This window comes from Pseudomonas sp. C1C7 (genome assembly GCF_013359595.1).
Lineage (GTDB): Bacteria > Pseudomonadota > Gammaproteobacteria > Pseudomonadales > Pseudomonadaceae > Aquipseudomonas.
Map to the genome: position 1 here is coordinate 144,809 of NZ_JABFMP010000011.1, position 25,921 is coordinate 170,729.

Consider the following 25,921-nt stretch of genomic DNA (forward strand, 5'->3'; position numbering starts at 1 on the left):
ATCGCAGCCTGCGGCAATTCCTGCACAGGCTGCGATCTTTGTTTTTAAACGGTCTTGGCCATTCGGCTGGCAATCAACGCCCAGCCAAACAGAACCAGACAAACGATGATCAACGGCCACGAGCGCCATTGCAGGTAAGGCGTGAGGTTGTGCATCGGCACCACTTCGCCGTACAGAATGCCGCGCTCGAATTGCGGGATCTGCTCGGTGATCTGACCAAACGGGTTGATCAGGCCCGTCACGCCGTTGTTGGTGGCGCGGATCATCCAGCGACCGGCTTCCAGTGCCCGCATCTGCGCCATTTGCAGGTGTTGCAACGGGCCGATGGAGGTGCCGAACCAGGTGTCGTTACTGATCGTCAGCAGCAGATCGCTTTGCGCGGCGAGGCCCGCTGCGAACTCCGGATACACCACTTCGTAGCAGATGAACGGCGCAATCTGGTAGCCCTTGGCTTGCAGCATCGCTTGATCCGCAGGGCCGCGGGCGAAGTCCGACATGGGCAGGTCGAAGAAGGCGATCAAGCCGCGCAGCACATCCTGCAAGGGAACGTACTCACCGAATGGCACCAGTTTCTGCTTGAGGTAGGTGCCATCGCCTTCACCGACGACGGTAATGCCGTTGAAGAAGCGCTTCTCGTGGTGAACCACCTGGCGAATCGGGACGCCGGTGATCAGGGCGGAATTACGCTCGGCGGCGAAATTCCCCATCATGTCCAGGTAGCCCTGAGCGGACTCCTTGAGTACCGGGACCGCGGTTTCCGGCCAGATCAGCAGGTCGACCGGTTTTGAGGTGAAGCTCATGTCGCGGTACAGCGCCAGCTGCGAATTGAGCTGTGCCGGGTCCCATTTCATGCTCTGTTCGACGTTGCCCTGAATCGCCGCGACGCTCAACGGTGCGCCCGACGGGCTGGTCCAGGCATGGTGCTTGAGCGCCATGCCGGCGATCCACGGGCCGACCAGAAGCACTGCGCCAATGGCGATGAAGGCTTTGCGGCCGCTGCGAACCAGGCGCATGCCGTTGTAGATCAGCGCGGCGGTCAGCGCGAGGGTAAAGGAAATCAGCCACATGCCGCCGACAGGTGCGAGCCCGGTCAACGGGCCGTCGAGTTGGCTGTAGCCGGAATAAAGCCACGGGAAACCGGTAAGAAACCAGCCGCGAAACGCCTCCTGGCCCACCCACAGCGCGGCAAACGCCAGCGCATCGGCCAGTGGCGCTTCGTTGCGTCGCAGCCAGCGGGCCCAGACCCAGGCGGGCAGGGCGAAGAACCAGGCAATCGCCGCGGTGAACAGCAGCATCAGGAAGCCGGCCAGCAGTACCGACGCACCACCGAAGTGGTGGATGCTGTAGTAGATCCAGCTGGTCCCGGCGCCGAACAGGCCGAAACCGAAGCACCAGCCACGACCCAAGGCCTGGCGAGGGCTCAGCTCACGCAAGCCGGCGTAGAAAAGACCGACCGCCAGCAAAGCCAGCGGCCAGATGTCGAATGGCGCCAGGGCCAGGGTGGTGATTGCACCGGCCGCCACGGCCAGCAGGTTACCGGGCCAGCCGGGGCGGTTCAGACGGAGCATTTCAGTCCTTGGAATTACCGGGCGATTGGGGTCAGGCGCAGCAAGTGAATCCGACGGCTGTCGGCGTTCAGGATGCGGAAGCGGTAGGTGCCGATTTCAGTGATTTCGTTGCGTTTTGGCAAGTGCCCGAATGCACTCATCACCAGGCCGCCGACGGTATCGAACTCGTCATCGGAGAATTCGCTGTCGAAGAACTCGTTGAAGTTCTCGATCGGCGTCAGCGCCTTGATCAGGAAATCACCGCTGGGTAGCGGCTTGATGTAGCTGTCTTCTTCGACATCGTGCTCGTCTTCGATGTCGCCGACGATCTGCTCCAGCACGTCCTCGATGGTCACCAGGCCCGCCACGCCGCCGTACTCGTCAATGACGATGGCCATGTGGTTGTGGTTGGCGCGGAACTCGCGCAGCAGCACGTTAAGGCGCTTGGACTCGGGCACGAAGGTGGCCGGGCGCAGCAGGTCCTTGATGTTGAAGTTGTCGCCGTTCTCCTTGAGGATCAGCGGCAGCAAATCCTTGGCCAGCAACACGCCCATCACGTCATCGTGGCTTTCGCCGATCACCGGGTAACGGGAGTGGGCCGAGTCGACCACGGCAGGCAGGAACTCGCGGGGTGTCTGGGTCGCCTTGATGCTGACCATCTGCGAGCGCGGGACCATGATGTCCCTAACCTGCAGGTCTGCAACCTGGATGGCGCCTTCGACGATGGCCAGCGCTTCGCTGTCCAACAGTTTGTTCTGGTGTGCGTCGCGCAGCAGCTCCAAAAGCTCCTGGCGGTTCTTCGGCTCGTGGGCAAAAGCCTGGGTCAGCTTACCCAGCCAGGACTTCTGCCCGTTGCTCGATCGATCTTCGCTCATAGCGATTACTCTGAATCCTTTGTTGTCACTGTTGTTCGGGATGTTTAGTTTTCGTCGTCCGCGTACGGATCGGGAAAGCCCAGTTCGGCAAGCAAGGTGCGTTCCAGTGCTTCCATTTCTTCTGCTTCGTCGTCCTCTATATGGTCGTAACCGAGCAGATGCAAGCAGCCGTGAATCACCAGGTGTGCCCAGTGGGCCTTGAGTGCCTTGCCTTGTTCGCCAGCCTCGCGCTCGACCACGGCGACACAGATCACCAGATCGCCCAGCAGCGGGATGTCGAGAAACTCCTCAGGCACATCGGCCGGGAATGACAAGACGTTAGTTGCGTAATCCTTTTGCCGCCAGGTGTGGTTCAGCTCGCGGCCTTCGGCTTCGTCGACCAGGCGGATGGTCATTTCCGAGTCGGCCGTGCGCTGGCGCAGCGCGAGTTCGCACCATTGGCGGAACTCGGCTTCGCTGGGGGCGGGCGCTTCGGTTGCGACTTGCAGGTCAAGCTCAAGCATCGCGGTGGCTATCCTTGGCGGCTGCGTCATGGGCCGCGCGGGTTTCGAAGCGCTCGTAGGCTTCGACGATGCGTTGTACCAACGGATGGCGCACCACGTCCTTGGGCTGGAAGTGGGTGAAGCTTATGCCTGGCACGTCTTTCAACACTTCGATCACATGGTGCAGCCCGGACTTGGTGCCGCGAGGCAGGTCGACCTGGGTGATGTCACCCGTGATGACCGCGGTTGAACCGAAGCCGATCCGGGTCAGGAACATCTTCATCTGCTCGACGGTGGTGTTCTGGCTTTCGTCGAGGATGATGAAACTGTTGTTGAGCGTGCGGCCACGCATGTAGGCCAAAGGCGCGACTTCGATGATCTGGCGTTCGATCAGCTTGGCGACGTATTCGAAGCCGAGCATTTCGTAGAGCGCGTCGTAGAGCGGGCGCAGGTACGGGTCGATCTTCTGGCTGAGGTCGCCGGGCAGGAAACCCAGCTTCTCGCCGGCTTCCACCGCCGGACGCACCAGCAGGATGCGACGGATCTGCTCGCGCTCCAGGGCATCCACCGCGCAGGCCACGGCCAGATAGGTCTTGCCGGTACCGGCCGGGCCTATGCCGAAGTTGATGTCGTTACCGAGGATTTCCTTCACGTAGCGCTGCTGATTCAAGCCGCGAGGGCGAATCATGCCTTTCTTGGTGCGCAGGGCGACGGCGGCTTCGGCGGGGGAGTGGTTGTCCAGCTCTTCGACGGCGGATTCCTGCAGGAACAGGTGAACCATGTCCGGCGACAGCTCGGTACCCTTGGTTTCCCGGTACAGGCGGCGCAGGAGGTTTTCCGCGGAGGTGGTGTGTTTACGCTCGCCGATCAGCTCGAACTGATTGCCGCGGTTGCGGATCTCGACGGTCAGGCGCTTTTCGATCAAGCGCAGATGCTCGTCGAACTGCCCGCACAGATTGGCGAAGCGGCGAGCCTCGAAGGGCTCGAGGATGAAACGATGCGGTTCTATGGGTGCGTTCAAGGTCGTATTTAGCCGCCCTGGGGCAATAGTGATGAAATCAAGGATAACGCCAGTGGCGTGGGTGCGAAAGCTCTTAAATATCGCAACAAGTCCCCACGGCTGACGCTGTACCTGTGGGAGCGGGCTTGCTCGCGAAGAGGGAGTGTCAGTTGGCAGGGTTGCAACTGACAGGCCGCATTCGCGAGCAAGCCCGCTCCCACAGGGATCGTAGCGTTACGAAATCAGCGAACCGCGCAGCGAATGCGGCTGCGCCGAGTCGATGTGCACGTCGGCGAACTGGCCGATCAGGGTCGGATTGTCGCAGCGGAAGTTGACGATACGGTTATTCTCGGTCCGGCCCTGCAGCTCGCCAGGGTCCTTTTTCGAGTAATCGGTGACCAGGATGCGCTGGATCGACCCGACCATTTGTCGGCTGATCTCGAAACCTTGCTGGTTCAGGCGATGTTGCAGGGCGTTCAGGCGCTCTTTTTTCAGCTCTTCCGGCGTGTCATCGGCCAGATCGGCGGCCGGCGTGCCGGGGCGCTGGCTGTAGACGAACGAGTAGGAGAAGTCGAAACCGACGTCGGCAATCAGCTTTATGGTCTGTTCGAAGTCTTTTTCGGTCTCGCCGGGGAAGCCGACGATGAAGTCCGAGCTGATGCAGATACCCGGCACCGCAGCCCGCAACTTGCGCAATTTGGACTTGTATTCCAGCGCAGTGTGATTGCGCTTCATCGCCGCCAGGATGCGGTCCGAACCCGATTGCACCGGCAGGTGCAGGTGCTTGACCAGTTCAGGCACTTCGGCATGGGCCTGGATCAGGCTGTCGGAGAACTCCAGCGGGTGCGAGGTGGTGTAGCGAATACGGTCGATGCCGTCGACAGCGGCCACCACGCGGATCAGTTCTGCCAGATCGGCCAGGCGACCGTCATGGGTCGCGCCGCGATAACCGTTGACGTTCTGCCCCAGCAGCGTCACTTCGCGCACACCGTTTTCCGCCAGGTGGATGATCTCGCCGATCACGTCATCGAACGGGCGGCTGACTTCTTCGCCGCGGGTGTAGGGCACCACGCAGAAGGTGCAGTACTTGCTGCAACCTTCCATTACCGACACGTAGGCGCTCGGGCCGTCGATGCGCGGTTCTGGCAAGTGGTCGAATTTCTCGATTTCCGGGAAGCTCACGTCGACTTGCGGCAGCTTGCTGATGCGCGCCGCGTCGATCATTTCCGGCAGGCGGTGCAGGGTTTGCGGACCGAAAACCACGTCGACATAGGGCGCGCGATCGCGGATCGCGGCGCCTTCCTGGCTGGCCACGCAACCGCCGACGGCGATCACCATGTCCGGGTTGGCCAGTTTCAGTTCGCGCCAGCGGCCCAGTTGCGAGTAGACGCGATCCTGGGCGCGCTCGCGGATCGAGCAGGTGTTGAGCAGAATCACGTCGGCGTCTTCGGCGCGAGCGGTGACTTCCAGGGCCTGGTGTTCGCCCAGCAGATCGACCATGCGCGAGCTGTCGTACTCGTTCATCTGGCAACCGTGGGTTTCGATATAGAGCTTCTTGGCCATGGAAAAGGGTCATCACGTGATTCGAAGAACCGCGCATTATAGGGAACATGCTCCCAGGTTCCTACCGCTGCGCGTCCGGTGGCTGTGCTATAGTTCGCGCCCTCTTTTTAGCCCCCGATGTGTTGCCCGCCCACCATGACCAAACGCGAAGCTCCAATCTACAAGGTGATTTTCCTCAACCAGGGCCAGGTGTTCGAAATGTACGCCAAGCAGATCTACCAGAGCGATCTGTGGGGTTTCCTGGAAGTGGAAGAATTCGTCTTTGGCGAGCGCACGCAGGTGGTTGTCGACCCGAGCGAAGAGAAGCTCAAGGCGCAGTTCGAAGGCGTGGTGCGCAGCTTCGTGCCAATGCATTCGATCGTGCGGATCGATGAAGTGGAGCGCCTGGGCACCCCGAAAATCAGCGAAGCCCGGGCCGGGGTTGGCAATGTGATGCCGTTTCCGATGCCGATGCCTGAGAAGTAAACCCCCTCGCCACAGGGCGAGTGTTAGCCTTCAGGGCAATGGCGCAAAAGGCGTACGCCCGTCGGCACTCTGCAGCTCCATCAGGTATTTGCGGAAGATCTGCCCCAGTACCTGAGTCGCGACTTCCAGCTCTTCGCGGGGCATTTTCTCGGTGACTTCGTCGGCGGTATCCAGTGCGTCTTCGGCGCCGTTGACGGCCGCCATCTTCAGCAGGATGTATGCCTGAACGTTGTTGGCCGGCACGCCTTCGCCGTGGAAGAACATGGTACCGAGTTTGAATTGCGCCTGGGCGTGGCCTTGCAGCGAGGCCTTTTCGAAATAGCTCAGGGCTTGATTGAGGTCGCGCGGCGCGCCTTTGCCTTCATAGTAGAACTCACCCAACTCGTATTGCGCCTGCGCATCCCCCTCATTCGACGCTTTCTGGCAGGCGGCGAGGGCCTGTGCCAGATCTTGCGGCTGGGTATTGAGGGTGCAGCGACCCATCGCCGGGATCAACAACGAGTTACCGCCTGCTTGTGCGAGCGCGAGCAGGGGCTGAAGGAGCAACAGGCAGCCCATTGAAAGGGCGCGGCCGGTGCGGTTCATGGGAATCGACTTACCTCTGAAGGGCGCGCGGACCCAACCAGGGGATCCAATAAGCGCGCATTATGAAATAAGCAGGGCCAACCTTACAAAGTCTTTACTCGTTTTTCTGCTGCACGGGAACCCTGTCACCCGGTTTGCTGGGGGATTATGGGCAGATGTGTAGGAAAAAGCGCGGGAGTGTAGGTCAAAGCTGACGCTGGCAATGGCCAACGTCAGCGGCACAGCGATTATTTCAATGCAGCGAAGGCGCGTTCGGCGGCGTCCAGGGTCAGTTTCAGCTCGGCTTCGCCGTGGGCGATCGAGGTGAAACCGGCTTCGAAGGCGCTCGGTGCCAGGTACACGCCGCCTTCGAGCATCAGGTGGAAGAAACGACCGAACAGCGCGGCGTCGCTGGCCATCACGTCATCGAAGGTCACGATGTCGTCGGCACCGCTGAAGTACAGGCCGAACATGCCACCGGCCTGGGTGGTCACGAACGGAATGCCGGCGGCGTCGGCACGCTGTTGCAGGCCGTCGAGCAGGCGCGTGGTGTAGTCGGTCAGCTCGGCGTGGAAGCCCGGGCGGCTGATCAGGCGCAGGGTGGTCAGGCCGGCGGCCATCGCCAGCGGGTTACCCGACAGGGTGCCTGCCTGGTAAACCGGGCCGAGCGGCGCGATGCGCGACATGATTTCGCGTTTGCCGCCGAAGCAGCCGACCGGCATGCCGCCGCCGATGATCTTGCCGAAAGTCGTCAGGTCAGGAGTAACACCGTAGTGCGCCTGGGCGCCGCCCAGGGCGACACGGAAGCCGGTCATCACTTCGTCGAAAATCAGCACCACGCCGTGCTTGTCGCACAGGCTGCGCAGGCCTTCGAGGAAACCTGGGGCTGGCGGTACGCAGTTCATGTTGCCGGCCACCGGCTCGACGATGATGCACGCCACGTCCTGGCCGACTTCGGCGAGCATGTTTTCAACGGCGTCGATGTCGTTGAACGGCAGGGTCAGGGTGTGTTTGGCGAAGGCCGCCGGTACGCCGGCGGAGCTTGGTACGCCCTGAGTCAGGGCACCGGAGCCCGCTTTTACCAGCAGGCTGTCGGAGTGTCCGTGATAGCAGCCTTCGAACTTGATGATGCTGTCGCGACCTGTGAAACCACGGGCCAGACGGATCGCGCTCATGGTCGCTTCGGTGCCGGAGCTGACCATGCGCACCATTTCCATCGACGGCACCAGGGAGCAGACCAGGTCTGCCATTTGGGTTTCCATCTCGGTCGGCGCGCCGTAGGACAGGCCGTGTTCCAGCTGCTTGCGCACCGCGTCCAGCACGTCCGGGTGGCTGTGGCCGAGGATCATCGGGCCCCAGGAGCCGACGTAATCCACATAACGCTTGTTGTCTTCGTCAGTGACGTAGGCACCTTCGGCGTGCTTGAAGAACAGTGGTGTGCCGCCAACGCTCTTGAACGCGCGAACCGGAGAGTTCACGCCGCCGGGGATGTGCTTCTGGGCATTGGCAAACAGGGTTTCGGAGCGAGACATGATCGGATTCTCGGAAGTCAGGAAATGGGCTGATTAAACACAAAGCAATTCATTGAAGGCGCGGGCGCGGCGGGTGACTTGCGCGGTGCTGTCGGCGCCAAACAAACCGTGGACCACGGCCAGCAGATCCACCCCGTGGGCCACCAGTGGAGCGGCGTTTTCGAGGGTGATGCCGCCAATCGCGCAGATCGGCAGATGCAGTTGCTGGCGTGCCTTGTCGAGCAGTTCCAGGCTGCAGGTCGGGGCGCCCGGTTTGGTGTTGGAGTTGAAGAAGCGGCCGAAGGCGACATAGCTGGCGCCTTCCTTCGCCGCCTGTTCGGCGAGTTCGAGTTGTGCGTGGCAGGTCGAACCGATGATCGCCTTCGAGCCCAGCAAGGCGCGGGTCGGCGACAGTGGGCCGTCGGTCTGGCCCAGGTGCACGCCGACGTTCAGGCGCGCCGCCAGTTCGGCGTCATCGTTGATGATCAGGTGCGTCTTGTAGCGTTCGCACAAGTCACGCAGGGCTTCGGCTTCGCGCAGGCGACGGGCTTCGTCGCTGCTCTTGTCGCGGTATTGCAGCAGGGTGACGCCGCCTTCCAGCGCGGCCTCGACATACGACAGGAACTTGCCGGCCAGCAGCTCGCTGTCGGTAATGGCGTACAGGCCACGTAGTTTCATCAGGCAGGCCTCTTGGCGTTACGAACAGAAGTCCAGTGGCAGGCGGCGCGGCACGAACTGGCCTTTGCCCAGCTGCTCGGCATCGCGCAGGGTGCGCCACGTGTAATTCAGTGCAGTCTGTACGGCGCTGGCGAGGTTTTCACCCTGGGCCAGACGACCGGCCAGGGCGCTGGCCAGGGTGCAGCCGGAACCGTGATAACTGCCGGGCAGGCGCTGGCATTTATAGGTTTCGCGCAGACCGTCGCGGCTGTACAGGCGATTGTGGATTTCGGTTTCGTCGCCGTGGCCGCCGGTGATCAGCAGGTGTTTGACGAACGGCAGGAGTTTTTCAGCGCACTCGTCCGCGGTGCCTTCGGGCAGTTCGGCGAGGATTCGGGCTTCGGGAAGGTTGGGGGTGGCGATGATCGACAGGGGCAGCAGGCGTTCGCGCATGGCGTAGCCGACTTCGTCCTTGCCCAGTCGTCCACCGCCGCCGGCGCGCAGCACCGGGTCGCAGACCACTGGCAGGTGCGGGTTCGCCGAGAGCAGTTCGACAACGGTGTCGACCATTTCCAGGGAACCGAGCATGCCCAGTTTGACCGCGGCGACTTCGGAATCGTTGAGCACGGCATTGGCCTGGGCCAGCACCCACTCACGGTCGAGGACGCGGAAGTCAGTGACGTTGACCGTGTCTTGCACGGTCAGGGCGGTGACGGCCGGAGCCGCGTGGCAACCCTGAGCGAGCAGGGCTTCGATATCTGCCTGCAAGCCGGCGCCACCACTTGGGTCGTGGCCGGAGAGACAGAGGACAACGGGGCGAGAGCTGTAGATATTCATGGTGCGCGAGCTTACCACCAGTCGACCAGCGAGTCATGAAGCCCTGTAGCAGCTGGCGAAGCCTGCGTCCGGCTGCGAAGCAGTCGCCAAATCTACACCCAGGGTTTAACTGAACGCCCTCATTTTACGACTGCTGCGCAGCCGGACGCAGGCTTCGCCAGCTGCTACAGGAATGAGTGAGTGCTCTAGATCAATACTCGCCGCTGGAACGCCCGTTCTAGAGCCTTTGCAGGAAATATTTCTGTAGTGTTCAATGGCCATCAGCCGCTATGCTAGAGTGGATCCAAACCAATAACAGGAAACACCGGTTTTACGTCTGCTCAAAGGGAATGGGGGGCTTGCTGACCGAACCGGAAAGGCCACGCTGGGGCATAAATGCGCTATTTGCTGATGTTGCTGTTGTGTTTGCCCCTTTTGGCGAACGCCGTCGAGTTCGATGAGCTCACTCAAAGCCTCCCCCTGGGCCGAACCCTGCAGGTGTTCGAGGATGCCGATGGTCAGGCGACCATCGATGATGTGCGCAACCAGGCCGCTGCCGGCAACTTCAAGCAACACGACAAAGCCACCCTCAACGCCGGGTACTCGCGTTCGGCGTTCTGGCTGAAAATCGACCTGCACTACCGCCCGGCCAATCCGACGGCGCAACGCACCTGGTTGCTGGAACTGGCCTATCCGCCCCTCGATCACCTCGACCTGTACCTGCCCGATGCTTCCGGCAACTATCAATTGGCGCGCCAGACCGGCGATGCCCTGCCGTTCGCCACTCGCGAGATTCGCCAGAACAACTACCTGTTCAATCTGACGTTCGCCCCCGAGCAAACGCAAACCGTGTATCTGCGCCTGCAGAGCCAGGGCTCGATCCAGGCACCGGTCACGTTGTGGTCGAGCACTGCGTACCTCGAAGACCAGCCCGTGCGCCTGTATGTATTGGGTCTGATCTACGGCGTACTGCTGGGGATGCTGGTCTACAACCTGTTCATCTACCTCAGCGTGCGCGACACCAGTTACCTCTACTACATCTTCTATATCGCCTCGTTCGGCTTTTATCAGCTGTCGGTGAACGGTGCGGCGGTCCAGTATTTCTGGCCGGATAACCCTTGGTGGGCCAACGCGGCGACACCGTTTTTCATCGGCTGCGCCGGCTTGTTCGGCAGCCAGTTCGCCCGCAGCTTCCTGCAGACGGCCACTTTCAGTCGCTGGCTGGACCGCCTGTTGCTGGCGCTGGTGCTGTTCAGCGCGCTGGTGGTCGGGTTGTCGCTGATGACCAGCTACGCCCTGGCCCTGCGCCTGGCGACGGCCCTGGCGCTGACCTTCACGGTGGTGATTTTCTCCGCGGGGATCTTCGCCTGGCTGCGCGGGCTGCGGGTGGCGCGCTACTTCATCATTGCCTGGTCGGCGTTTTTGCTCGGCGGCATCATCAACACGCTGATGGTGCTCGGTTACCTGCCGAACGTTTTCCTGACGATGTACTCCAGCCAGATCGGCTCGGCCATCGAAGTGGCGCTGCTGTCCCTGGCCCTGGCCGACCGCATCAACGCCATGCGCGAACAGCAGGCGCAAACGCTGCAGGATGCCGGGCAAAAACTGGAAGTGCTCAACCAGCAGCTGGCGCGCAGTAACCAGCTCAAAGACGAATTCCTCGCGACCCTGACCCACGAACTGCGCACGCCCATGAACGGTGTGATCGGTTCGCTGGAGCTGATGCAGACCGTTGAGATGGATGCGGAACTTGAGCAATACCAGCAGACGGCCGCAGGCTCCGCGCGGGACATGATGCGCATGGTCAACGGCATTCTGACGCTGACCGAATTGCAGGCCGGCAAGCTCAGCGCCTGTGCGTCGAATTTCAGCCTGCGCGGTCTGGTCGACGCCCTGCGCATGCAATTCGATGGCAACGCCAGCGGCAAGTCGCTGGACTTCAAGGTCGATGTGGCGCCGAACGTGCCGGACCGGTTGAATGGCGACAACCTCAAGCTGGCGCAATGCCTGGAATGCCTGCTGGACAACGCCATCAAATTCACCCGGGTCGGCGGCGTGGCGCTGCGGGTGACGGCGAAGACGATCAAGCCGGATCGACTGGCGCTGACCTTTGCCGTGATCGACACCGGCATCGGCTTCACCGATCTCGGTGAGGCGACGATGTACCAGCGTTTCTTCCAGCTCGACGGTTCGATGACCCGCGAATACGGCGGTCTGGGTGTCGGCCTGGCGATCTGCCGACAGCTGATCGAGCTGCTCGGCGGGCGTCTGACCCACCGTTCCGAGCCGGGGCGCGGCAGCCGATTCCAGCTGGATGTCGAGCTTGATATCCCGGTGAACGAATCCCCCGCGGCTCCCTTCATGACCCGTGACTTCCCGCGCTTGCGCCTGCCCCAGGACTGCAAGGTGCTGCTGGTGGACGATAACAACATCAATCAGCTGGTGATGCGCGGCATGTTGCTCAAGCTGGGTTTCCGCGTACGGACCGCCGACAACGGCAGCGCCGCCCTGGATATTCTGCAGCGCGAAACCTTCGATGCCGTACTGCTCGATTGTCAGTTACCGGCGCCGGATGGCGAGTCGATTTGCTGCCAGATCCGCGCCTTGCCCGGTTGCGCCGAATTGCCAGTGTTCATGATTGCCTTGAATGCGGATCGCGAACGCTGCCCGACCGGCGCGCTGATCGATCATTTGAGCAAACCGGTGAAATTCGAAGACTTGCAGGCGGCGCTCTATCGCCGCGTACTCTGCGCGCAACAAGGCGAAAGCGCCGGCAGTTAGGCACATATGACACTTTGTTCGACCAAGGGGCGGTGCTTAACTGAAGTCCCTTGGCTGACCAAAGGAGCCGCGCCATGAACCTGCATCAGTTCGCCGAAACCCACGAAGTGACCAATCAGCCGCCCTCGCTGGATGGCGCCAACCTGTACCGCATCGATTTGCCATTGCAGGAGTGGTCGCGGCGTTTCGGGGCCGGTTGGGCCGAGTCGCGGATCGAGGCGTACGGCGCCCTGGCCGGCGGACCGCTGATGGAGGCAGGATTTCTCGCCAACCAGAACAAGCCGGTGTTCAACAGTCATGACCGTTATGGCCATCGCATCGATCTGGTGGAATTTCATCCCGCCTATCACCAATTGATGCGCGCGGCGATCGAGCATGGCCTGACCTCGCTGCCCTGGGTGCACCCGCAGGACGGCGCCCACGTCGCCCGCGCCTCCATGACCTATCTGCACAGTCAGGCTGAAGCCGGCAGTGGCTGTCCGTTGACCATGACCTTTGCCAGCGTCCCGGCGATGCGCCTGCAACCGGATCTGGCACAGAAATGGCTGCCGAAGATCCTCGCCACCGAATACGACCCGCGCAACGTCGGCATGGCGCACAAGACCGGCGTGACCATCGGCATGGCCATGACCGAGAAACAGGGCGGCACCGATGTGCGGGCCAACACCACCAAGGCCTTTCCGGTGGGCGCCAGCGGCCCCGGCCAGGCCTACGAACTGGTGGGGCACAAGTGGTTCTGTTCGGCGCCGATGTGCGACGCCTTCCTGACCCTGGCCCAGACCGACAAGGGCCTGACCTGTTTCCTGCTGCCGCGCCATCGCCCGGACGATACGCGCAATCAGTTCTATATCCAGCGCTTGAAGAACAAGCTCGGCAACTGCTCCAACGCCTCCAGCGAGGTGGAATTCCGTGGGGCGCTGGCGTGGATGGTCGGTGAAGAAGGGCGCGGCGTGCCGACCATCATCGAGATGGTCGCCATGACCCGCTTCGATTGCATGGTCGGCTCCAGTGCCCTGATGCGCCAGGCCCTGACCCAGGCCAGCCATCACTGCGCACACCGTTCGGTCGGTGGCAAGCTGCTCAGCGAGCAGCCGTTGATGCAGAACGTGCTGGCCGATCTGGCGCTGGAAAGCGAAGCGGCCTTGGCCCTGAGCCTGCGCATGGGCCGGGCGCTGGATCATCTGGACGATTCGCAGGAGGCGAAATTCGCCCGGCTGGTGACGGCGGTGGGCAAGTACTGGATCTGCAAACGCGCCCCGGCCATGATCAACGAAGCCGCCGAGTGCATGGGCGGCGCCGGTTATGTCGAGGAGAGCATCCTGCCAAGGCTGTACCGCGAAGCGCCGGTCAATTCGACCTGGGAAGGCTCCGCAAACGTGCAATGCCTGGACGTATTGCGCGCCCTGTCGAAAGAGCCGGGCGTGCTGGAGGCGCTGTTCAACGAGATGGGAGACGGCCATGGCGACAAGCGCCTGGCGGCGCACATCAGCCAGTTGCAGGCGGCGTTCAAGGACACCAGCGACATCCAGTACCGCGCCCGACAGTTGACCGAGGACATTGCGTTGGGGCTTCAGGCCAAGCTGTTGCTGGAGGCGGGAAACTCGGTGGTGAGTGATGGATTTATTGCCAGCCGGCTGGGATCGGCGGGGCGTGTTTACGGCGCATTGCCGCGGGGGCTGGATGTGGGCGCGATCGTATCTCGTTCGACTCCGCAAGGCTTCTGATCACGCCTGATCAAACACTGCAGACCCTGTGGGAGCGGGCAAGCCCGCTCCCACATTGGATCTATGGTGAACTCGGCATTTATGTCGTCCCCGGTTCCCGTGAAGCGACGATACAGGCAAGATGAAGCTCTGCAAGTCAGAACACAGGATGCTGATCGTGACCGAAGCTTTTATTGTCGTTCAAACCGCCGAGCAAGCCGTGGACCAGCTTGCGTATCTACATAATCGTGCAACCACCGCGCTGAGCGGGGCGCTCAAGCGTTATCTCAAGGATCGTGTCGAGCCTGACGCCGAGCAGCGGGCGATGTTTCGTTATCCCGAGCTGCGCCTGACCTACCACTGCCAGGGCGAAGTGCCGCAGACCACTCGCGCTTACGCCAAGGTCCAGTTGCCGGGCACCTACAGCGTCACCGTCACCCATCCATCGGCTTTCCGTAAGTACCTGCTGGAACAGCTGGTGCCCTTGATGCACGACTTCACCGTGACCGTGGAAGTCGGGATCAGCCAGCAAAACATTCCTTATCCGTACGTGGTCGAGCAGGGCGATGAGCTGGCCGGCTCCGGTGTGACTGCCGCCGTGCTGGCGCGGGTGTTCCCAAGCACCGACCTTTCGGCGGCCACCGATGGCATCGCCGATGGCCTGTACGACTGGGAAAACACCGATCCGCTGCCCCTGGCGCTGTTCGACGCCGCGCGGGTGGATTTTTCCCTGCGCCGCCTGGTGCACTACACCGGCAGCGACTGGCGCCATGTGCAGCCGTGGATTCTGCTGACCAACTACCACCGCTATGTCGATCAGTTCATCGTCCATGGCCTGGAACAACTGCGCAGCGACCCGCGTTTCGTGCGCATGGTGTTGCCGGGCAACGTGATCATCGAAAAAAGCATGGATCACGGCGAGGCCTCGGCGATTGCCGCCGGCGTGGTCTGGCACCGCTACCAGATGCCGGCCTACCACCTGATCGCCAGCGACGGCCATGGCGTCACGCTGGTGAACATCGGCGTTGGCCCGTCCAACGCCAAGAACATCACCGACCACCTGGCGGTGCTGCGTCCGCACTGCTGGCTGATGATCGGGCACTGTGGCGGCTTGCGGCAGTCGCAGACCATCGGCGATTACGTACTGGCCCACGCTTACATGCGCCGTGACGGGATTCTCGATCGCGTGGTGCCGCCGAACATTCCGATCCCGGCCCTGGCCGAGGTGCAGATGGCCTTGCAGCAGGCGGCGGCGAACATCACCGGCGAGAAGGGCGACGAGCTGAAGAAACGCCTGCGCACCGGCACCGTACTCACTTACGACGACCGCAACTGGGAACTGCGCTGGGCCCAGGAACGGCCGCTGATCAACCTGGCCCGCGCTGTGGCGGTGGACATGGAAAGCGGCACCATCGCCGCCCAGGGTTATCGCCTGCGGGTGCCGTATGGCACGTTGCTCTGCGTTTCCGACAAGCCGCTGCACAGTGAAATCAAGCTGCCGGGTTCGGCCAACGCCTTCTATGAGCGTGCGGTCAGCCAGCACTTGAAGATCGGCATCGAGGCGGTGGACCTGTTGCGCACCGAGCTCAACTCGCTGCACTCGCGCAAACTGCGCAGCTTCGACGAGCCGCCGTTCCGCTAACGATGGTCATTTGATGGTCGGGGCACTAGCATTACCAGCCCTGACCGTCAGATGTTCTCTTTCCCATGTCCCGTCCCCCACGTCCCGTTTCCCGCCGCCCGGGCACGAAACCCGCGTCACCGTCTTCAGCCCCGCGCCGAGTCGCCAAGGCGCCACCGGCCGAGCCGAAGCTGATCCTGTTCAACAAACCGTTCGATGTGCTGACGCAATTCAGCGATGGCGAGGGGCGGGCGACGCTCAAGGATTTCATCGAGGTTCCGGGCATCTACCCGGCGGGTCGTCTGGATCGCGACAGCGAAGGGTTGCTGCTGCTGACCAACGACGGCCAGCTTCAGGCGCGCATCGCCGACCCGAAGCACAAGCTGGCCAAGACCTATTGGGTGCAGGTGGAAGGCGAGCCGAGCGAAGAGCAGTTGCAGCGGCTGCGCGATGGCGTCGAATTGAACGACGGCATGACTTTGCCCGCCGAGGCGCGGCAGCTGGATGAGCCGCAGCTTTGGCCGCGCAATCCGCCGGTGCGCTTTCGAAAAAGCGTACCGACGAGCTGGCTGGAACTGGTGATTCGCGAAGGGCGCAACCGGCAGGTGCGGCGCATGACGGCCGCGGTCGGGTTGCCGACGTTGCGGCTGGTGCGGGTCAGGATCGGTGACTGGACGATCGAAGGGCTCGATCAGGGCCAGTGGAAGGAAGTACCGGCGCGCTTATAACGTGCCGGTTTCGATCAGGCCGATGACTACGCTCTTGATCACGAATGCCGCGACGCCCAGGCCCAGCACGAAGAACAGGATGAACGAGCCAAAACGCCCGGCCTTGGATTTTTTCGCCAGATCCCAGACGATAAAACCCATGAAAATGATCAGGATGCTGACCAGTCCGGTCATCATCCACTCTTCGAATACTGCAGGATCCATCGGACAACTCCAGCGCGGGCGGGGCTAAAAAGACGGCGCGAGTATAAGTCACGCAGGGATCGCGCAGGATGGACCTGCGGCACTGTGCCGCAGTCATCTGTCGGGTCACCCCAAACCCTGCAGGAGCGAGCTTGCTCGCTCCTGCAGGGGATTCGGGAAATCAGTTACGCAGGTGGGTCAGCGGCAGCTCGGTGCTGTTGAGCACCTGGTTCAGTACAAAGCTGGAGCGCACGCTGGTCACGCCTTCGATGCGAGTCAGGTGCCCCAGCAGCAGCTTCTGGTAGTGGTCCATGTCCGGCACCACGACCTTGAGTTGGTAGTCGGCATCCATCCCGGTGACCAGGCTGCATTCGAGCACTTGCGGCAGGGTGCGAATGGCCGCTTCGAAGTTCTCGAAGCGCTCGGGTGTGTGGCGGTCCATGCCGATCAGCACATAGGCGGTCAGGCTCAGGCCCAGCATCTTGCGGTCGAGCAGGGCGACCTGGCGGGAGATGTAGCCGTCGTCCTCCAGTTGCTTGACCCGACGCGAGCAGGGGGAAGGGGACAGACCGATTCGTTCGGCCAGCTCCTGATTGGAAATGCGCGCGTCGCGCTGCAATTCAGCCAAAATGCTCAGGTCGTATCGGTCGAGTTTGCTCATCAAACAGTTCCTTGTTGTAACTATTGCGGCAGATTATCTATCCAGGGTTAAAAATTGCGCAAGTAATGTTTATTTGAGCAATCTTCGCAATCCTCTGCCGGCAGTCCGAGCCTATTCTTATCACCAGAATCACTGCTCGGACAAACAGTCCAGTGCGGCTCGCCCAAACAGGCCAGCTGCGGTCGCCACCCCCACAGGGGATGAGCCGGCCCCCGAGCTACACACTGTCCAGAAGACGGCGTGAGGTGAGCCGACGTCAAAAGCGTCGAGCACGGACGAAGTTCTCAAGGGGAGGCCGACGGGTCTCCCCTTTTTCTTGCGCGTAATTTGCCTGGCGCCCTCAATAAATAAGTTGCGCGACTGATAACCTGTTGCAGAACCGGTCTGCGCTTTCCCAGTCTTATGTACAGGCCCCAACCCTCAGTGAGGAAAAGCATGAAGTCGCGCATCTGGCATTTGGCTGGAGTCGGGTTGTTATGTGTCAGTGTGACTGCGCAATCGCTGGCCGATGATCAGCAAGGGCGTGCGCCGGATGGTGGGCATCACGGCGACGGCGGTCATCAGGGCAACAATCAGGGCCATGGCGGCAACAATCAGCCGCGTCCGCAAAATGGCCAGCAGCAGAATGAGCCGCGTCCTCAAAACAATGGCCAATATCAGAACAATGGCCAATATCAAAACCAGTACCACGGCCAGAATCAAAACAACGGCCAGTGGCAGAACCGTCAGCAGCCCAATTTCAACAACCCGGTGCGTTCGCCGCCGCCTCCTCCGCAATTGCCGGCCAATGACCTGCCGATCCAGCCGCGCCCCGACGCCGTGCAACAGACCCAGCCACCACGGCGTGGTTACTATCAGGACGAGCGTCCGCAGAACAACCCGAACCAGCGCTGGAATGGCTATATCGGCGCGCCATCCAGTCCGCCTCGCGGGTCTTACCACGGCAACGGATGGGGGCCTGGGCCGCAGTACCGACCGGGCCATGTGATCGACCGCTTCCCCGACCGTAATTACCGGGTGCCTTACCGTGGCATGGATTACTACTATTCCGGCGGTTACTGGTATCGCCCGTTGGGCCCGCGGTATGTGGTGGTGGAGCCGCCGCGGGGGATCCGGGTCAGCTACTTGCCGGACTACGCCGAGCAGGTGGTGATCGGCGGCTCGATCCTGTTTCTCGCGGCCGGTTCCTACTACGCCTATCAGGAGAGCTCACAGGACTACGAGGTGGTTGAGCCACCGATGGGCGCCGTGCAGCCGCAACAACAGCCGCAACCCTCCAATGGCGGTTATGACGTGGAAGCCTATCCGGCGGCCGGCCAGTCCCAGGAACAGGTCAATCGCGATGGCTACGAGTGCTATCAGACCGCTGTGCAACAGAGCGGCTTCGATCCACGCACCGCGACCTATCAGCCTGATCCGTCCGTGGTGCAAACCTATCGTCAGGTCCAGGGCAGCTGCCTGAGCAGTCGCGGTTATCAGGTCAGCTTCTGAGCCCTGGCGGCTTTTACCACCTCTTGCGGGTCGGCGTGCACCAGCACTTCGGCTCGCGGGTACGCCTTGTGAATGGCATCGGCGGCCTGATCGCTGATGCCGTGGGCCACCGACAACGTCAGCTCGCCGGGCAGTTCCAGATGCAACTGCACGAACCACTGGTTGCCGGAAATCCGGGTACGCAAGTCATGGGCGCCTAACACCCCCGGCACGCTGCACGCCAGCTCCAGCATGTGCTGGCTGACATCCGGCGGCAGCTCCTCATCCATCAGCACCGCGAAGCTTTCCCGGGCGATCTGCACAGCGCTCCAGAGGATGTACGCGGCGATCCCCAGACCAAACCAGGCGTCCACTTGATGCAGGCCGAAACTGGCCAACACCAGCGCCACCAGAATGCTGCCGTTGAGCATCATGTCCGAGCGGTAGTGCAGGGAGTCGGCACGTACCGCGTTGGAACCCGTGGCCTTGATCACCCTGTGCTGCAACGTCAGCAGCGCCAGGGTCAGGGCCAGCGAGAACACGATCACCCCGATGCTGAGCCACGGAGCACCCACCGGTTCCGGATGCTTGATCCGGTCCAGCGCCTGCAGCGCGATCAACACCGCACTGCCGCCAATGAACAACGCCTGCGCCATGCCGGCCAGGGACTCGGCCTTGCCGTGCCCATAACGATGATCGTCATCGGCCGGGCGCAGGGCGTAATGCACCGCCAGCAGGTTGAGCAGCGAAGTCACGCCGTCGAGGGCCGAGTCGGTGAGGCCGGCGAGCATGCTCACCGATCCGCTGAGCCACCAGGCAATGGCTTTGGCGACGATCAGCGTACACGCCACCGCCACCGAGGCACGGGTCGCCAGCCGCAGCAGGCGGGCGTGTTCGGAGCTGGAGATCATGAGTGCGCTTATTCCTTAACGGGCACCGATTATGCGGCAGGTTGCAGGCCAAACATGGCCAGTTGCTGGGTGCTGCCCTTGTGCTGGATCAGGCGTGGGTCATCCAGCGGGAAGCTGCGGCCCAGCTCACGTTCCAGAATAGTCTGCAACTTGAGGTTATCGACCTTGCCGTCGGCGCAGATGGCGTCCTTGAGTTTTTCCGGGTCGACCTGGGCGGTCTTGCCGGGCTCGAAGTAAATCGCGCCGGTGGCGAAGTCCACAGCGAACGCGATCAGGCCGGGAATGATGTAGAACAGCAGGCCCACGGCGTCGAGCACGGCGATGGCCGGGTCGATCTTGCCGTCGATCTGGCCACGGCGATCGGGATAGAAAATCGAGCCGCACGCCGTGACCTGGGTAAGCAGGGTCGCGACCAGCACACCGCCGATCAGGCGAAAGGGAATACGCATGTGAAATCTCCTTGGGTCTCTAAAAACGAAGCGTCGTCGATATGAATTAGGACCGCGACAAACGCTGGGCAGTTCGCCGTTATACTCGCGGCTCTGTTTGGGAGCCAGCATGATTTCTTTGCCGATCGATGAAGTTTTACCCGCCCTGCGTGAAGCCCTCGCGACACGCCACGAAGCCGTGCTCGAAGCGCCGCCCGGCGCCGGTAAAACCACCCGCGTGCCCCTGGCCCTGTTCGATGAACCGTGGCTGGCCGGACAGACCATCCTGATGCTCGAACCGCGCCGCCTGGCTGCGCGGGCAGCGGCGGAGCGACTGGCCAGCGAACTGGGCGAGAAGGTCGGTGAAACCGTGGGTTATCGCATTCGGCTCGACAGCAAGGTCGGCCCCAATACCCGTATCGAAGTGGTGACCGAGGGCATCCTCACCCGACGCTTGCAGGAAGATCCGGCGCTGGAAGGTGTGGGCCTTTTGATCTTCGACGAATACCACGAGCGAAGTCTCGATGCCGATCTGGCGCTGGCCCTGAGCCTCAATGGCCGTGAACTGTTTCGCGATGATCAACCGCTGAAAATCCTCCTGATGTCGGCCACCCTCGAAGGCGAGCGTCTGGCCGGCCTGCTCGACGACGCGCCGATCCTGCGCAGCGAAGGCCGCATGTACCCGGTGGCGATGCGCTGGGGTCGGCCGTTCCAGGCCGGCGAATTCATCGAACCGCGACTGGTGCAGACCATCCTCGAAGCCTTGAACGACGAAGCCGGCAGCGTGCTGGTGTTCCTGCCGGGGCAGGCGGAGATCCGTCGTGTGCATCAGCAACTGGCCGACGCGCTGGGCGATGACCCGCAGGTGCTGCTGTGTCCGTTGCACGGTGAGCTGGACCTGACCGCGCAACGGGCGGCGATCGATCCGGCGCCGGTGGGCAAACGCAAAGTGGTGTTGGCCACCAACATCGCCGAGACCAGCCTGACCATCGATGGCGTGCGCGTGGTGGTCGATGCCGGGCTGGCGCGGGTGCCGCGTTTCGATCCCGGCAGCGGCATGACACGTCTCGACACCCAGCGGATTTCCAGGGCCAGCGCCACCCAGCGCGCGGGCCGGGCAGGGCGTCTTGAGCCGGGCGTGTGTTATCGCCTGTGGTCGCAGGATCAGCATGAGCACCTGGCGGCGTATGGCAGCGCGGAAATTCTTTCGGCGGATCTTGCGGGACTGGCCTTGCAGCTCGGTCGCTGGGGCGTGTCGCCCGGGCAATTGGTGTGGCTCGACGTGCCGCCTGCTGCAGCCTATGCACAGGCGCAGGATCTGCTCGAACGACTGGGAGCGTTGGAAGGCGAAGCGCTGACCCGTCACGGTCAGGCCATGGCCGAACTGCCGGCTCATCCGCGTATCGCCCATTTGCTGTTGCGCGGACAGGCGCTGGGGCTGGCGGACATGGCCTGCGATGTCGCGGCGCTGCTCGGCGAGCGGGATATCCTGCGCGGTGCCGGCGCCGATCTGCACAGTCGGCTGGTGCTGTTGTCCGGCGAAGAACGGGCGGCTCGCGGCGCTCAGGGCGGGGTGCAGCGCGCGCGGCAACTGGCGCGGCAGTATCGCGGGTATCTGCGTGGAAAAGCATCGGAGCCGGTCAGCGATCCGGATCACCCGCGTTGGCTGGGTGCCTTGCTGGCGCTGGCCTATCCCGATCGCGTCGCCCAGCAGCGTCGTGCCGGCGGTGCCGAGTACCGATTGGCCAATGGTCGTGCTGCTTTGTTTGCCGAAGCCGACAGCCTGATGAAGCAACCGTGGCTGGTGATCGCCGATCTTGGCAGTCGTCAGGGCCAGCGAGAGGAAAGGATTTATCTGGCGACGGATTTCGACCCGACATTGTTCGACACGGTGCTGGCCGAACAGGTGCGCTGCGTCGATCAACTGGATTGGGATGAGCGTGAAGGTGTGCTGCGTGCAGAGCGACAGCGCAAGGTCGGCGAGCTGATCCTCAGTCGCGAACCGTTGACCGGCCTCGACGAAGCGGCTCGTAGTCAGGCGCTGGTCAATCTGGTGCGACGCAAAGGCCTGGAGTTGTTGCCATGGACCCCGGAGTTGCGCCAATGGCAGGCGCGGGTCGCGCTGCTGCGCCAACTGGATCTGGACGCCAAGGGCGACAGCGAATGGCCGGATGTCAGCGACACCGCGCTGCTGAAAAACCTCGAACACTGGTTGATGCCGTATCTCGGTAAAGTCTCGCGGCTCAGTCACTTCGCCAACCTCGACCTGCCCGGTATCGTCCACAGCCTGCTGCCCTGGCCGTTGCCGCAACGCCTGGACGAGCAGGCCCCCCATCACCTGAGCGTGCCCTCGGGGTCTTCGATCCGTCTGGACTACAGTGAACAGCCACCGATCCTCGCGGTGCGCCTGCAAGAACTGTTCGGCCTGGCCGAAACCCCGCGTATCGCCGGCGGCCGGCAAGTGGTCAAACTGCACCTGCTGTCCCCGGCACGACGCCCCGTGCAGGTGACCCAGGACCTGGCCAACTTCTGGCGCAGCACCTACGCGGAAGTGAAAAAAGACCTGAAGGGGCGCTATCCAAAACACTATTGGCCCGATGATCCCCTGATCGCCGAAGCCACAGCCCGCGCCAAGCCGCGTAAATAGCCAAGTCTGCTGTAGGAGCGAGCGTGCTCGCTCCTACAGATGGCCCGCCGAAATGGGAGAGATTTATTTCGATGCAGGCGCTTCACATCAGAAATGGTCTGCTTTCGTTTCTCAATCCGTGCTTAGAGGAACGTTTACCTTGGCCTTGATGAAAGGCACGCCTGGAGACAAATAGGGTTTTATGAATTCAGCGACCTTTTCCTTTTGCTTTCGTTTGCAAAATACATTGAGGCTCCAGTTGGTTTTAAAATCGTCGCCTTCCTGAGTGACGCTGTATTTTAGGTCAACTACTTCTCTATTGGTTGCGATGGCGAGTTGCGTAAGTTCTTCCCATTTATATGCGTAATGATGGTGTTGAGTATGCATTTGCTGATAGCTCTTGGAGTGAGCCATAGACAGATACATCAGTCCCATGCCGCCGGGGCCTACCAGAGCACCGATCAGGAATGCCGGGTCAATGGTTGCGAGGAAGATGAAAATAACTGCTGTTATGCCGGTAAACCATTTCAAAAATGGCAACACCCATTTGGGAAAGTCTTTCCACTCGCAATGCTCTACTCCGGACCGCGTGAAGCGGTAGGCGAAATTCATTCGTTGATGGGTCATGCACGAGATTGTAAATAGTATAAAGATGAAAAAGAGCACGCTGGATAACGTTCGCCATGGTTGGCTCATGCCTTCATATACTTCATACATAATGAATGCCCCGCCCATTATCACAGCCGCCATAAACCAAAACATGCAATTAGCTACAAAGGTGTTGTAATTGCGTGCGCGGATTGTCCATGCCAATAACTCCGGTTCGTCAGCATGCTTCCATTGGAGTTGCGGCGGTAATTCAAGTGTTTTTTTGAAATTAAACATTTTGGTGCTCGTCCATTAGCTCAGTTTGGAATGATCAGTTTCAGAAGCTGGGTTCTTTGTTCTCTAAGCACGGGATAAAGGGGCAGATTCATTTTGAGGAGTGCGAGTGATATGAAAAATGACTATTCTCCATGCTTAAAAAACTACCGCAGATTTCTCATTGCGTACTAAGAGGAACGTTCACCTTTGCCTTTATGAACGGCACGTCTGAAGACAGATAGGGTTTGATGAATTCTGCTACGTTTACCTTTTGCTTTCGTTTACAGAAGACATTCAAGCTCCAGTTTGTTTTACAATTCTCTCCCTCCAGAGTAATGCTGTATTTCAGGTCAACTACTTCTCGATTGGTCGCAATGGAAAGTTGCGTTAATTCCTCCCATTTAAAAGCATAGTGATGGTACTGGGTGTGCATTTCCTGGTAGCTCTTGGAGTTGGCCATGGACAGGTACATCAATCCCATCCCGCCTGGACCGATTAATGCGCCGATCAAGAATGCTGGATCAATGCTTGCCATGCCGATGCAGATAATCACGATGATGCAGGTAAACCATTTCAGAAATGGCAGCACCCACTTGGGAAAGTCTTTCCATTTACAATACTCGACTCCAGACTGTGTAAACCGATAGGCAAAATTCACCCGCTGATGCGTCATCGATATCAAGGCAATATTCACGGTGACGAAATATAGCAAAGTTAATGTTCCGCTGAAAACGGGATTTTCATCGATGCTTCTATATATAAGAACTGAACCTATTGTGATTGCTGTGAAGCAGGACCAAAACATGAAATCGGCTACAAATGTATTATAGTTGCGCGCTCGGATTGTCCATCCCAACAACTCCTGTTCGTCAGCGTACTTCCAGTGAAGTTGCGACGGCAGATCAAGTGCTTTATTCAAATTAAACATATCAGGGCTCATCCACTAGCTTATCTTCATTTTTGCTTTCAGCTCAATCGGTTAGCTGCTAAGTAAGCTCCATTCATATCTGCATCCTTTTTTCTGCTAGATCTCACCTCAAGTGAAATTAATGTCGGCAGGCGCTATTTCCGATTTCACCAGACCTTAGACCGTGCTGAGTGGCACATCAACTTTAGTCCGGATGCACGGGACATCAGGCGACAAGTAAGGCTTGATGAAATTGGCTACATTTTCTTTTTCCTTGCGCTTGCAAAAAACATTGAGGCTCCAGCGCACGATGCGCCCAAGACGAGGATCAAACTGAATGAACTTCAAATCCAGTACTTCCTCTCTATTAGTTGCAATGGCCAGTTGCGTGAAGTCTTTCCACTCGTACATCAGGTGATGGTATTGAGTATGCATTTTTTGATAGCTTTCTGAGTTAGCCATTGATAAGTACATGAGCCCCATACTGCCGGGGCCTATCAATGCACCAATCAGAAATACCGGATCAATGGTGGCTAGAAACATGAAAACAATTGCCGCAAAGCCGGTAAACAATTTTAGAAAAGTCAACATCCATTTCGGGAAGTCTTTCCACTCGCAACACTCCACTCCGGACCGGGTGAAGCGGAAGGCGAAATTCATTCGCTGGTGGGTCATGCTAGAAGTAACGAGCAATAATGTTGTGAAAAAAAATATGCAAGATAGTGTTCGCCAAGGTTGGCTCATGTCCTTGTATACAGCGAACATGATGAATGCACCACCCAATATCAGCGCAGCCATTAACCAAAACATGAAGTTGGCTACAAAGGTGTTGTAATTGCGCGCCCGGATTGTCCAGCCCAATAACTCTGGCTCATCTGCATACTTCCAGATTAATTGTGGAGGCAGATCAAGTGTTTTATTTAAATTTAACATGACAAGACTCATCAATTGATTCAGTTAGGGATGGCCAGTTTCAGCAACTGAGTAATTTGCTCGCGCAGCACAATGGCATCCTCTTCCTTAAGTTCGGCACTGAAAGCACTGTTGACCCGGTCCGCTTCACTGGGGGTCCACTCAAGCGCCATTCGAAACAGGTAACCGCGTCTATCAGCACGCTGAAGCACCCCGGGCGGATACTTGATCTCCAATTCAAGGACTGGGCTGTCTTTGGAGAAATCGATCCACACCTGCCACAGGCGATGCTGTTCTTTACCGGTGTAGATGTAGTCAGGCGGGTTGTCTTTGGTGCCGGGGCCGTCCGGTAACTGCCCTAGCAGTTTTGGATCGACCCAGTAGCCGTTGAGAAAGTTGTCGTAGAATCTGTCTTTGGTGCTTTGCAATTCGTCGGCATAAAACAGATATGTCTGGATCATCGCCGGTTGCAGGGTTACATCCTTGCCTGCCAGTGCGGTTGGTACTTGGATCTGTAGCCAGAAACCAAGATATCTCCTCGGCATACTGCCCCCGCCGGAAGACAAGGCTCTGCCGCCGACACTGGGGCGCTGCAGGGTTTCCAGCAGCGCTTGCATTTGCTTGAAGTGGCCTTCATCGCCATGCC

Annotated in this window: 23 protein-coding genes and 1 pseudogene; 7 read left to right on the plus strand and 17 right to left on the minus strand. The window is 60.3% G+C overall.

Going from position 1 to position 25,921, the window contains the following annotated elements; all coding sequences use genetic code 11:
* Positions 1-44: 44 nt before the first annotated feature.
* The 5 genes from lnt to miaB form a co-directional block, all read right to left on the minus strand.
* Positions 45-1,568, minus strand: coding sequence for an apolipoprotein N-acyltransferase (gene lnt, locus HNO86_RS12055; RefSeq protein WP_175377178.1), 1,524 nt, complete (start codon positions 1,566-1,568; stop codon positions 45-47).
* A 14-nt stretch (positions 1,569-1,582) separates the two neighbouring features.
* Positions 1,583-2,422 carry an HlyC/CorC family transporter gene (locus HNO86_RS12060; protein WP_175377179.1) on the minus strand — a complete coding sequence of 280 codons (840 nt, stop codon included), beginning with the start codon at positions 2,420-2,422 and terminating at the stop codon, positions 1,583-1,585.
* A gap of 44 nt (positions 2,423-2,466) precedes the next feature.
* Positions 2,467-2,925: an rRNA maturation RNase YbeY gene (gene ybeY, locus HNO86_RS12065; RefSeq protein WP_175377180.1), complete on the minus strand. Its 459-nt coding sequence runs from the start codon at positions 2,923-2,925 to the stop codon at positions 2,467-2,469.
* On the minus strand, positions 2,918-3,925 hold the full coding sequence (locus HNO86_RS12070) for a PhoH family protein (protein ID WP_175377181.1): 1,008 nt from the start codon (positions 3,923-3,925) through the stop codon (positions 2,918-2,920). Before HNO86_RS12070 ends, ybeY begins: the two co-directional genes overlap by 8 nt.
* 213 nt (positions 3,926-4,138) lie before the next feature.
* Positions 4,139-5,467, minus strand: a complete 1,329-nt coding sequence (gene miaB, locus HNO86_RS12075; RefSeq protein WP_175377182.1) for a tRNA (N6-isopentenyl adenosine(37)-C2)-methylthiotransferase MiaB — start codon at positions 5,465-5,467, stop codon at positions 4,139-4,141.
* 135 nt (positions 5,468-5,602) lie between these two features.
* Here miaB and HNO86_RS12080 point away from each other — a divergent pair, with 135 nt between their 5' ends.
* A complete protein-coding gene (locus tag HNO86_RS12080) occupies positions 5,603-5,932 on the plus strand; it encodes a DUF1820 family protein (RefSeq protein WP_047736335.1) in 330 nt (109 codons plus the stop codon).
* A 30-nt stretch (positions 5,933-5,962) separates the two neighbouring features.
* Here the strand turns inward: HNO86_RS12080 and HNO86_RS12085 are convergent, their stop codons facing one another.
* From HNO86_RS12085 to HNO86_RS12100, 4 genes are all read right to left on the minus strand, one after another.
* Positions 5,963-6,517 carry a tetratricopeptide repeat protein gene (locus tag HNO86_RS12085; protein ID WP_175377183.1) on the minus strand — a complete coding sequence of 185 codons (555 nt, stop codon included), beginning with the start codon at positions 6,515-6,517 and terminating at the stop codon, positions 5,963-5,965.
* A 227-nt stretch (positions 6,518-6,744) separates the two neighbouring features.
* The gene (gene hemL / locus HNO86_RS12090) at positions 6,745-8,028 is read right to left on the minus strand and encodes a glutamate-1-semialdehyde 2,1-aminomutase (RefSeq protein WP_175377184.1); all 1,284 of its coding nucleotides are present in this window, start codon (positions 8,026-8,028) and stop codon (positions 6,745-6,747) included.
* A gap of 33 nt (positions 8,029-8,061) precedes the next feature.
* Positions 8,062-8,685: a thiamine phosphate synthase gene (thiE, locus tag HNO86_RS12095; RefSeq protein ID WP_175377185.1), complete on the minus strand. Its 624-nt coding sequence runs from the start codon at positions 8,683-8,685 to the stop codon at positions 8,062-8,064.
* Positions 8,686-8,703: 18 nt separating this feature from the next.
* Positions 8,704-9,501 (minus strand): hydroxymethylpyrimidine/phosphomethylpyrimidine kinase, encoded by a 798-nt coding sequence (locus HNO86_RS12100; protein WP_175377186.1) that lies wholly within the window; start codon positions 9,499-9,501, stop codon positions 8,704-8,706.
* 375 nt (positions 9,502-9,876) lie between these two features.
* Between HNO86_RS12100 and HNO86_RS12105 the strand changes: the two genes are divergently transcribed.
* From HNO86_RS12105 to HNO86_RS12120, 4 genes are all read left to right on the plus strand, one after another.
* Positions 9,877-12,261 (plus strand): hybrid sensor histidine kinase/response regulator, encoded by a 2,385-nt coding sequence (locus HNO86_RS12105; protein ID WP_175377187.1) that lies wholly within the window; start codon positions 9,877-9,879, stop codon positions 12,259-12,261.
* Positions 12,262-12,335: 74 nt separating this feature from the next.
* Entirely contained in the window at positions 12,336-13,985 is a 1,650-nt protein-coding gene (locus HNO86_RS12110) for an acyl-CoA dehydrogenase family protein (RefSeq protein WP_175377188.1), read from the plus strand.
* Between the two features lie 121 nt (positions 13,986-14,106).
* The gene (gene amn, locus HNO86_RS12115; protein WP_175377189.1) at positions 14,107-15,606 is read left to right on the plus strand and encodes an AMP nucleosidase; all 1,500 of its coding nucleotides are present in this window, start codon (positions 14,107-14,109) and stop codon (positions 15,604-15,606) included.
* A 65-nt stretch (positions 15,607-15,671) separates the two neighbouring features.
* Entirely contained in the window at positions 15,672-16,313 is a 642-nt protein-coding gene (locus HNO86_RS12120; protein WP_256672619.1) for a pseudouridine synthase, read from the plus strand.
* Here HNO86_RS12120 and HNO86_RS12125 read toward each other — a convergent pair.
* Positions 16,308-16,517: a DUF2788 domain-containing protein gene (locus tag HNO86_RS12125; RefSeq protein WP_046815823.1), complete on the minus strand. Its 210-nt coding sequence runs from the start codon at positions 16,515-16,517 to the stop codon at positions 16,308-16,310. The two genes, HNO86_RS12120 and HNO86_RS12125, sit on opposite strands and share 6 nt — an antisense overlap.
* A gap of 160 nt (positions 16,518-16,677) precedes the next feature.
* On the minus strand, positions 16,678-17,157 hold the full coding sequence (locus HNO86_RS12130) for an Lrp/AsnC family transcriptional regulator (protein ID WP_042934386.1): 480 nt from the start codon (positions 17,155-17,157) through the stop codon (positions 16,678-16,680).
* Positions 17,158-17,592: 435 nt separating this feature from the next.
* On the opposite strand from HNO86_RS12130, the gene HNO86_RS12135 reads away from it, so the two are divergent.
* Complete coding sequence (locus tag HNO86_RS12135) at positions 17,593-18,648, plus strand: DUF6515 family protein (protein WP_175377190.1); 1,056 nt, start codon at positions 17,593-17,595, stop codon at positions 18,646-18,648.
* Here HNO86_RS12135 and HNO86_RS12140 read toward each other — a convergent pair.
* Positions 18,633-19,538, minus strand: coding sequence for a cation diffusion facilitator family transporter (locus HNO86_RS12140; RefSeq protein WP_175377191.1), 906 nt, complete (start codon positions 19,536-19,538; stop codon positions 18,633-18,635). The genes HNO86_RS12135 and HNO86_RS12140 overlap by 16 nt on opposite strands.
* A 29-nt stretch (positions 19,539-19,567) precedes the next feature.
* A complete protein-coding gene (locus HNO86_RS12145; RefSeq protein WP_175377192.1) occupies positions 19,568-19,987 on the minus strand; it encodes a polyribonucleotide nucleotidyltransferase in 420 nt (139 codons plus the stop codon).
* 109 nt (positions 19,988-20,096) lie between these two features.
* Between HNO86_RS12145 and hrpB the strand changes: the two genes are divergently transcribed.
* The gene (gene hrpB, locus HNO86_RS12150) at positions 20,097-22,613 is read left to right on the plus strand and encodes an ATP-dependent helicase HrpB (RefSeq protein ID WP_175377193.1); all 2,517 of its coding nucleotides are present in this window, start codon (positions 20,097-20,099) and stop codon (positions 22,611-22,613) included.
* A 111-nt stretch (positions 22,614-22,724) separates the two neighbouring features.
* Here hrpB and HNO86_RS12155 read toward each other — a convergent pair whose 3' ends face one another.
* The 4 genes and pseudogenes from HNO86_RS12155 to HNO86_RS12170 all read right to left on the minus strand — a co-directional run.
* Positions 22,725-23,477: a hypothetical protein gene (locus HNO86_RS12155; protein WP_175377194.1), complete on the minus strand. Its 753-nt coding sequence runs from the start codon at positions 23,475-23,477 to the stop codon at positions 22,725-22,727.
* 157 nt (positions 23,478-23,634) lie between these two features.
* Entirely contained in the window at positions 23,635-24,384 is a 750-nt protein-coding gene (locus HNO86_RS12160; RefSeq protein WP_175377195.1) for a hypothetical protein, read from the minus strand.
* Positions 24,385-24,540: 156 nt separating this feature from the next.
* Positions 24,541-25,296 carry a hypothetical protein gene (locus tag HNO86_RS12165; RefSeq protein WP_175377196.1) on the minus strand — a complete coding sequence of 252 codons (756 nt, stop codon included), beginning with the start codon at positions 25,294-25,296 and terminating at the stop codon, positions 24,541-24,543.
* A gap of 20 nt (positions 25,297-25,316) precedes the next feature.
* Positions 25,317-25,921, minus strand: a pseudogene (locus HNO86_RS12170) (hypothetical protein); the annotation flags it as partial.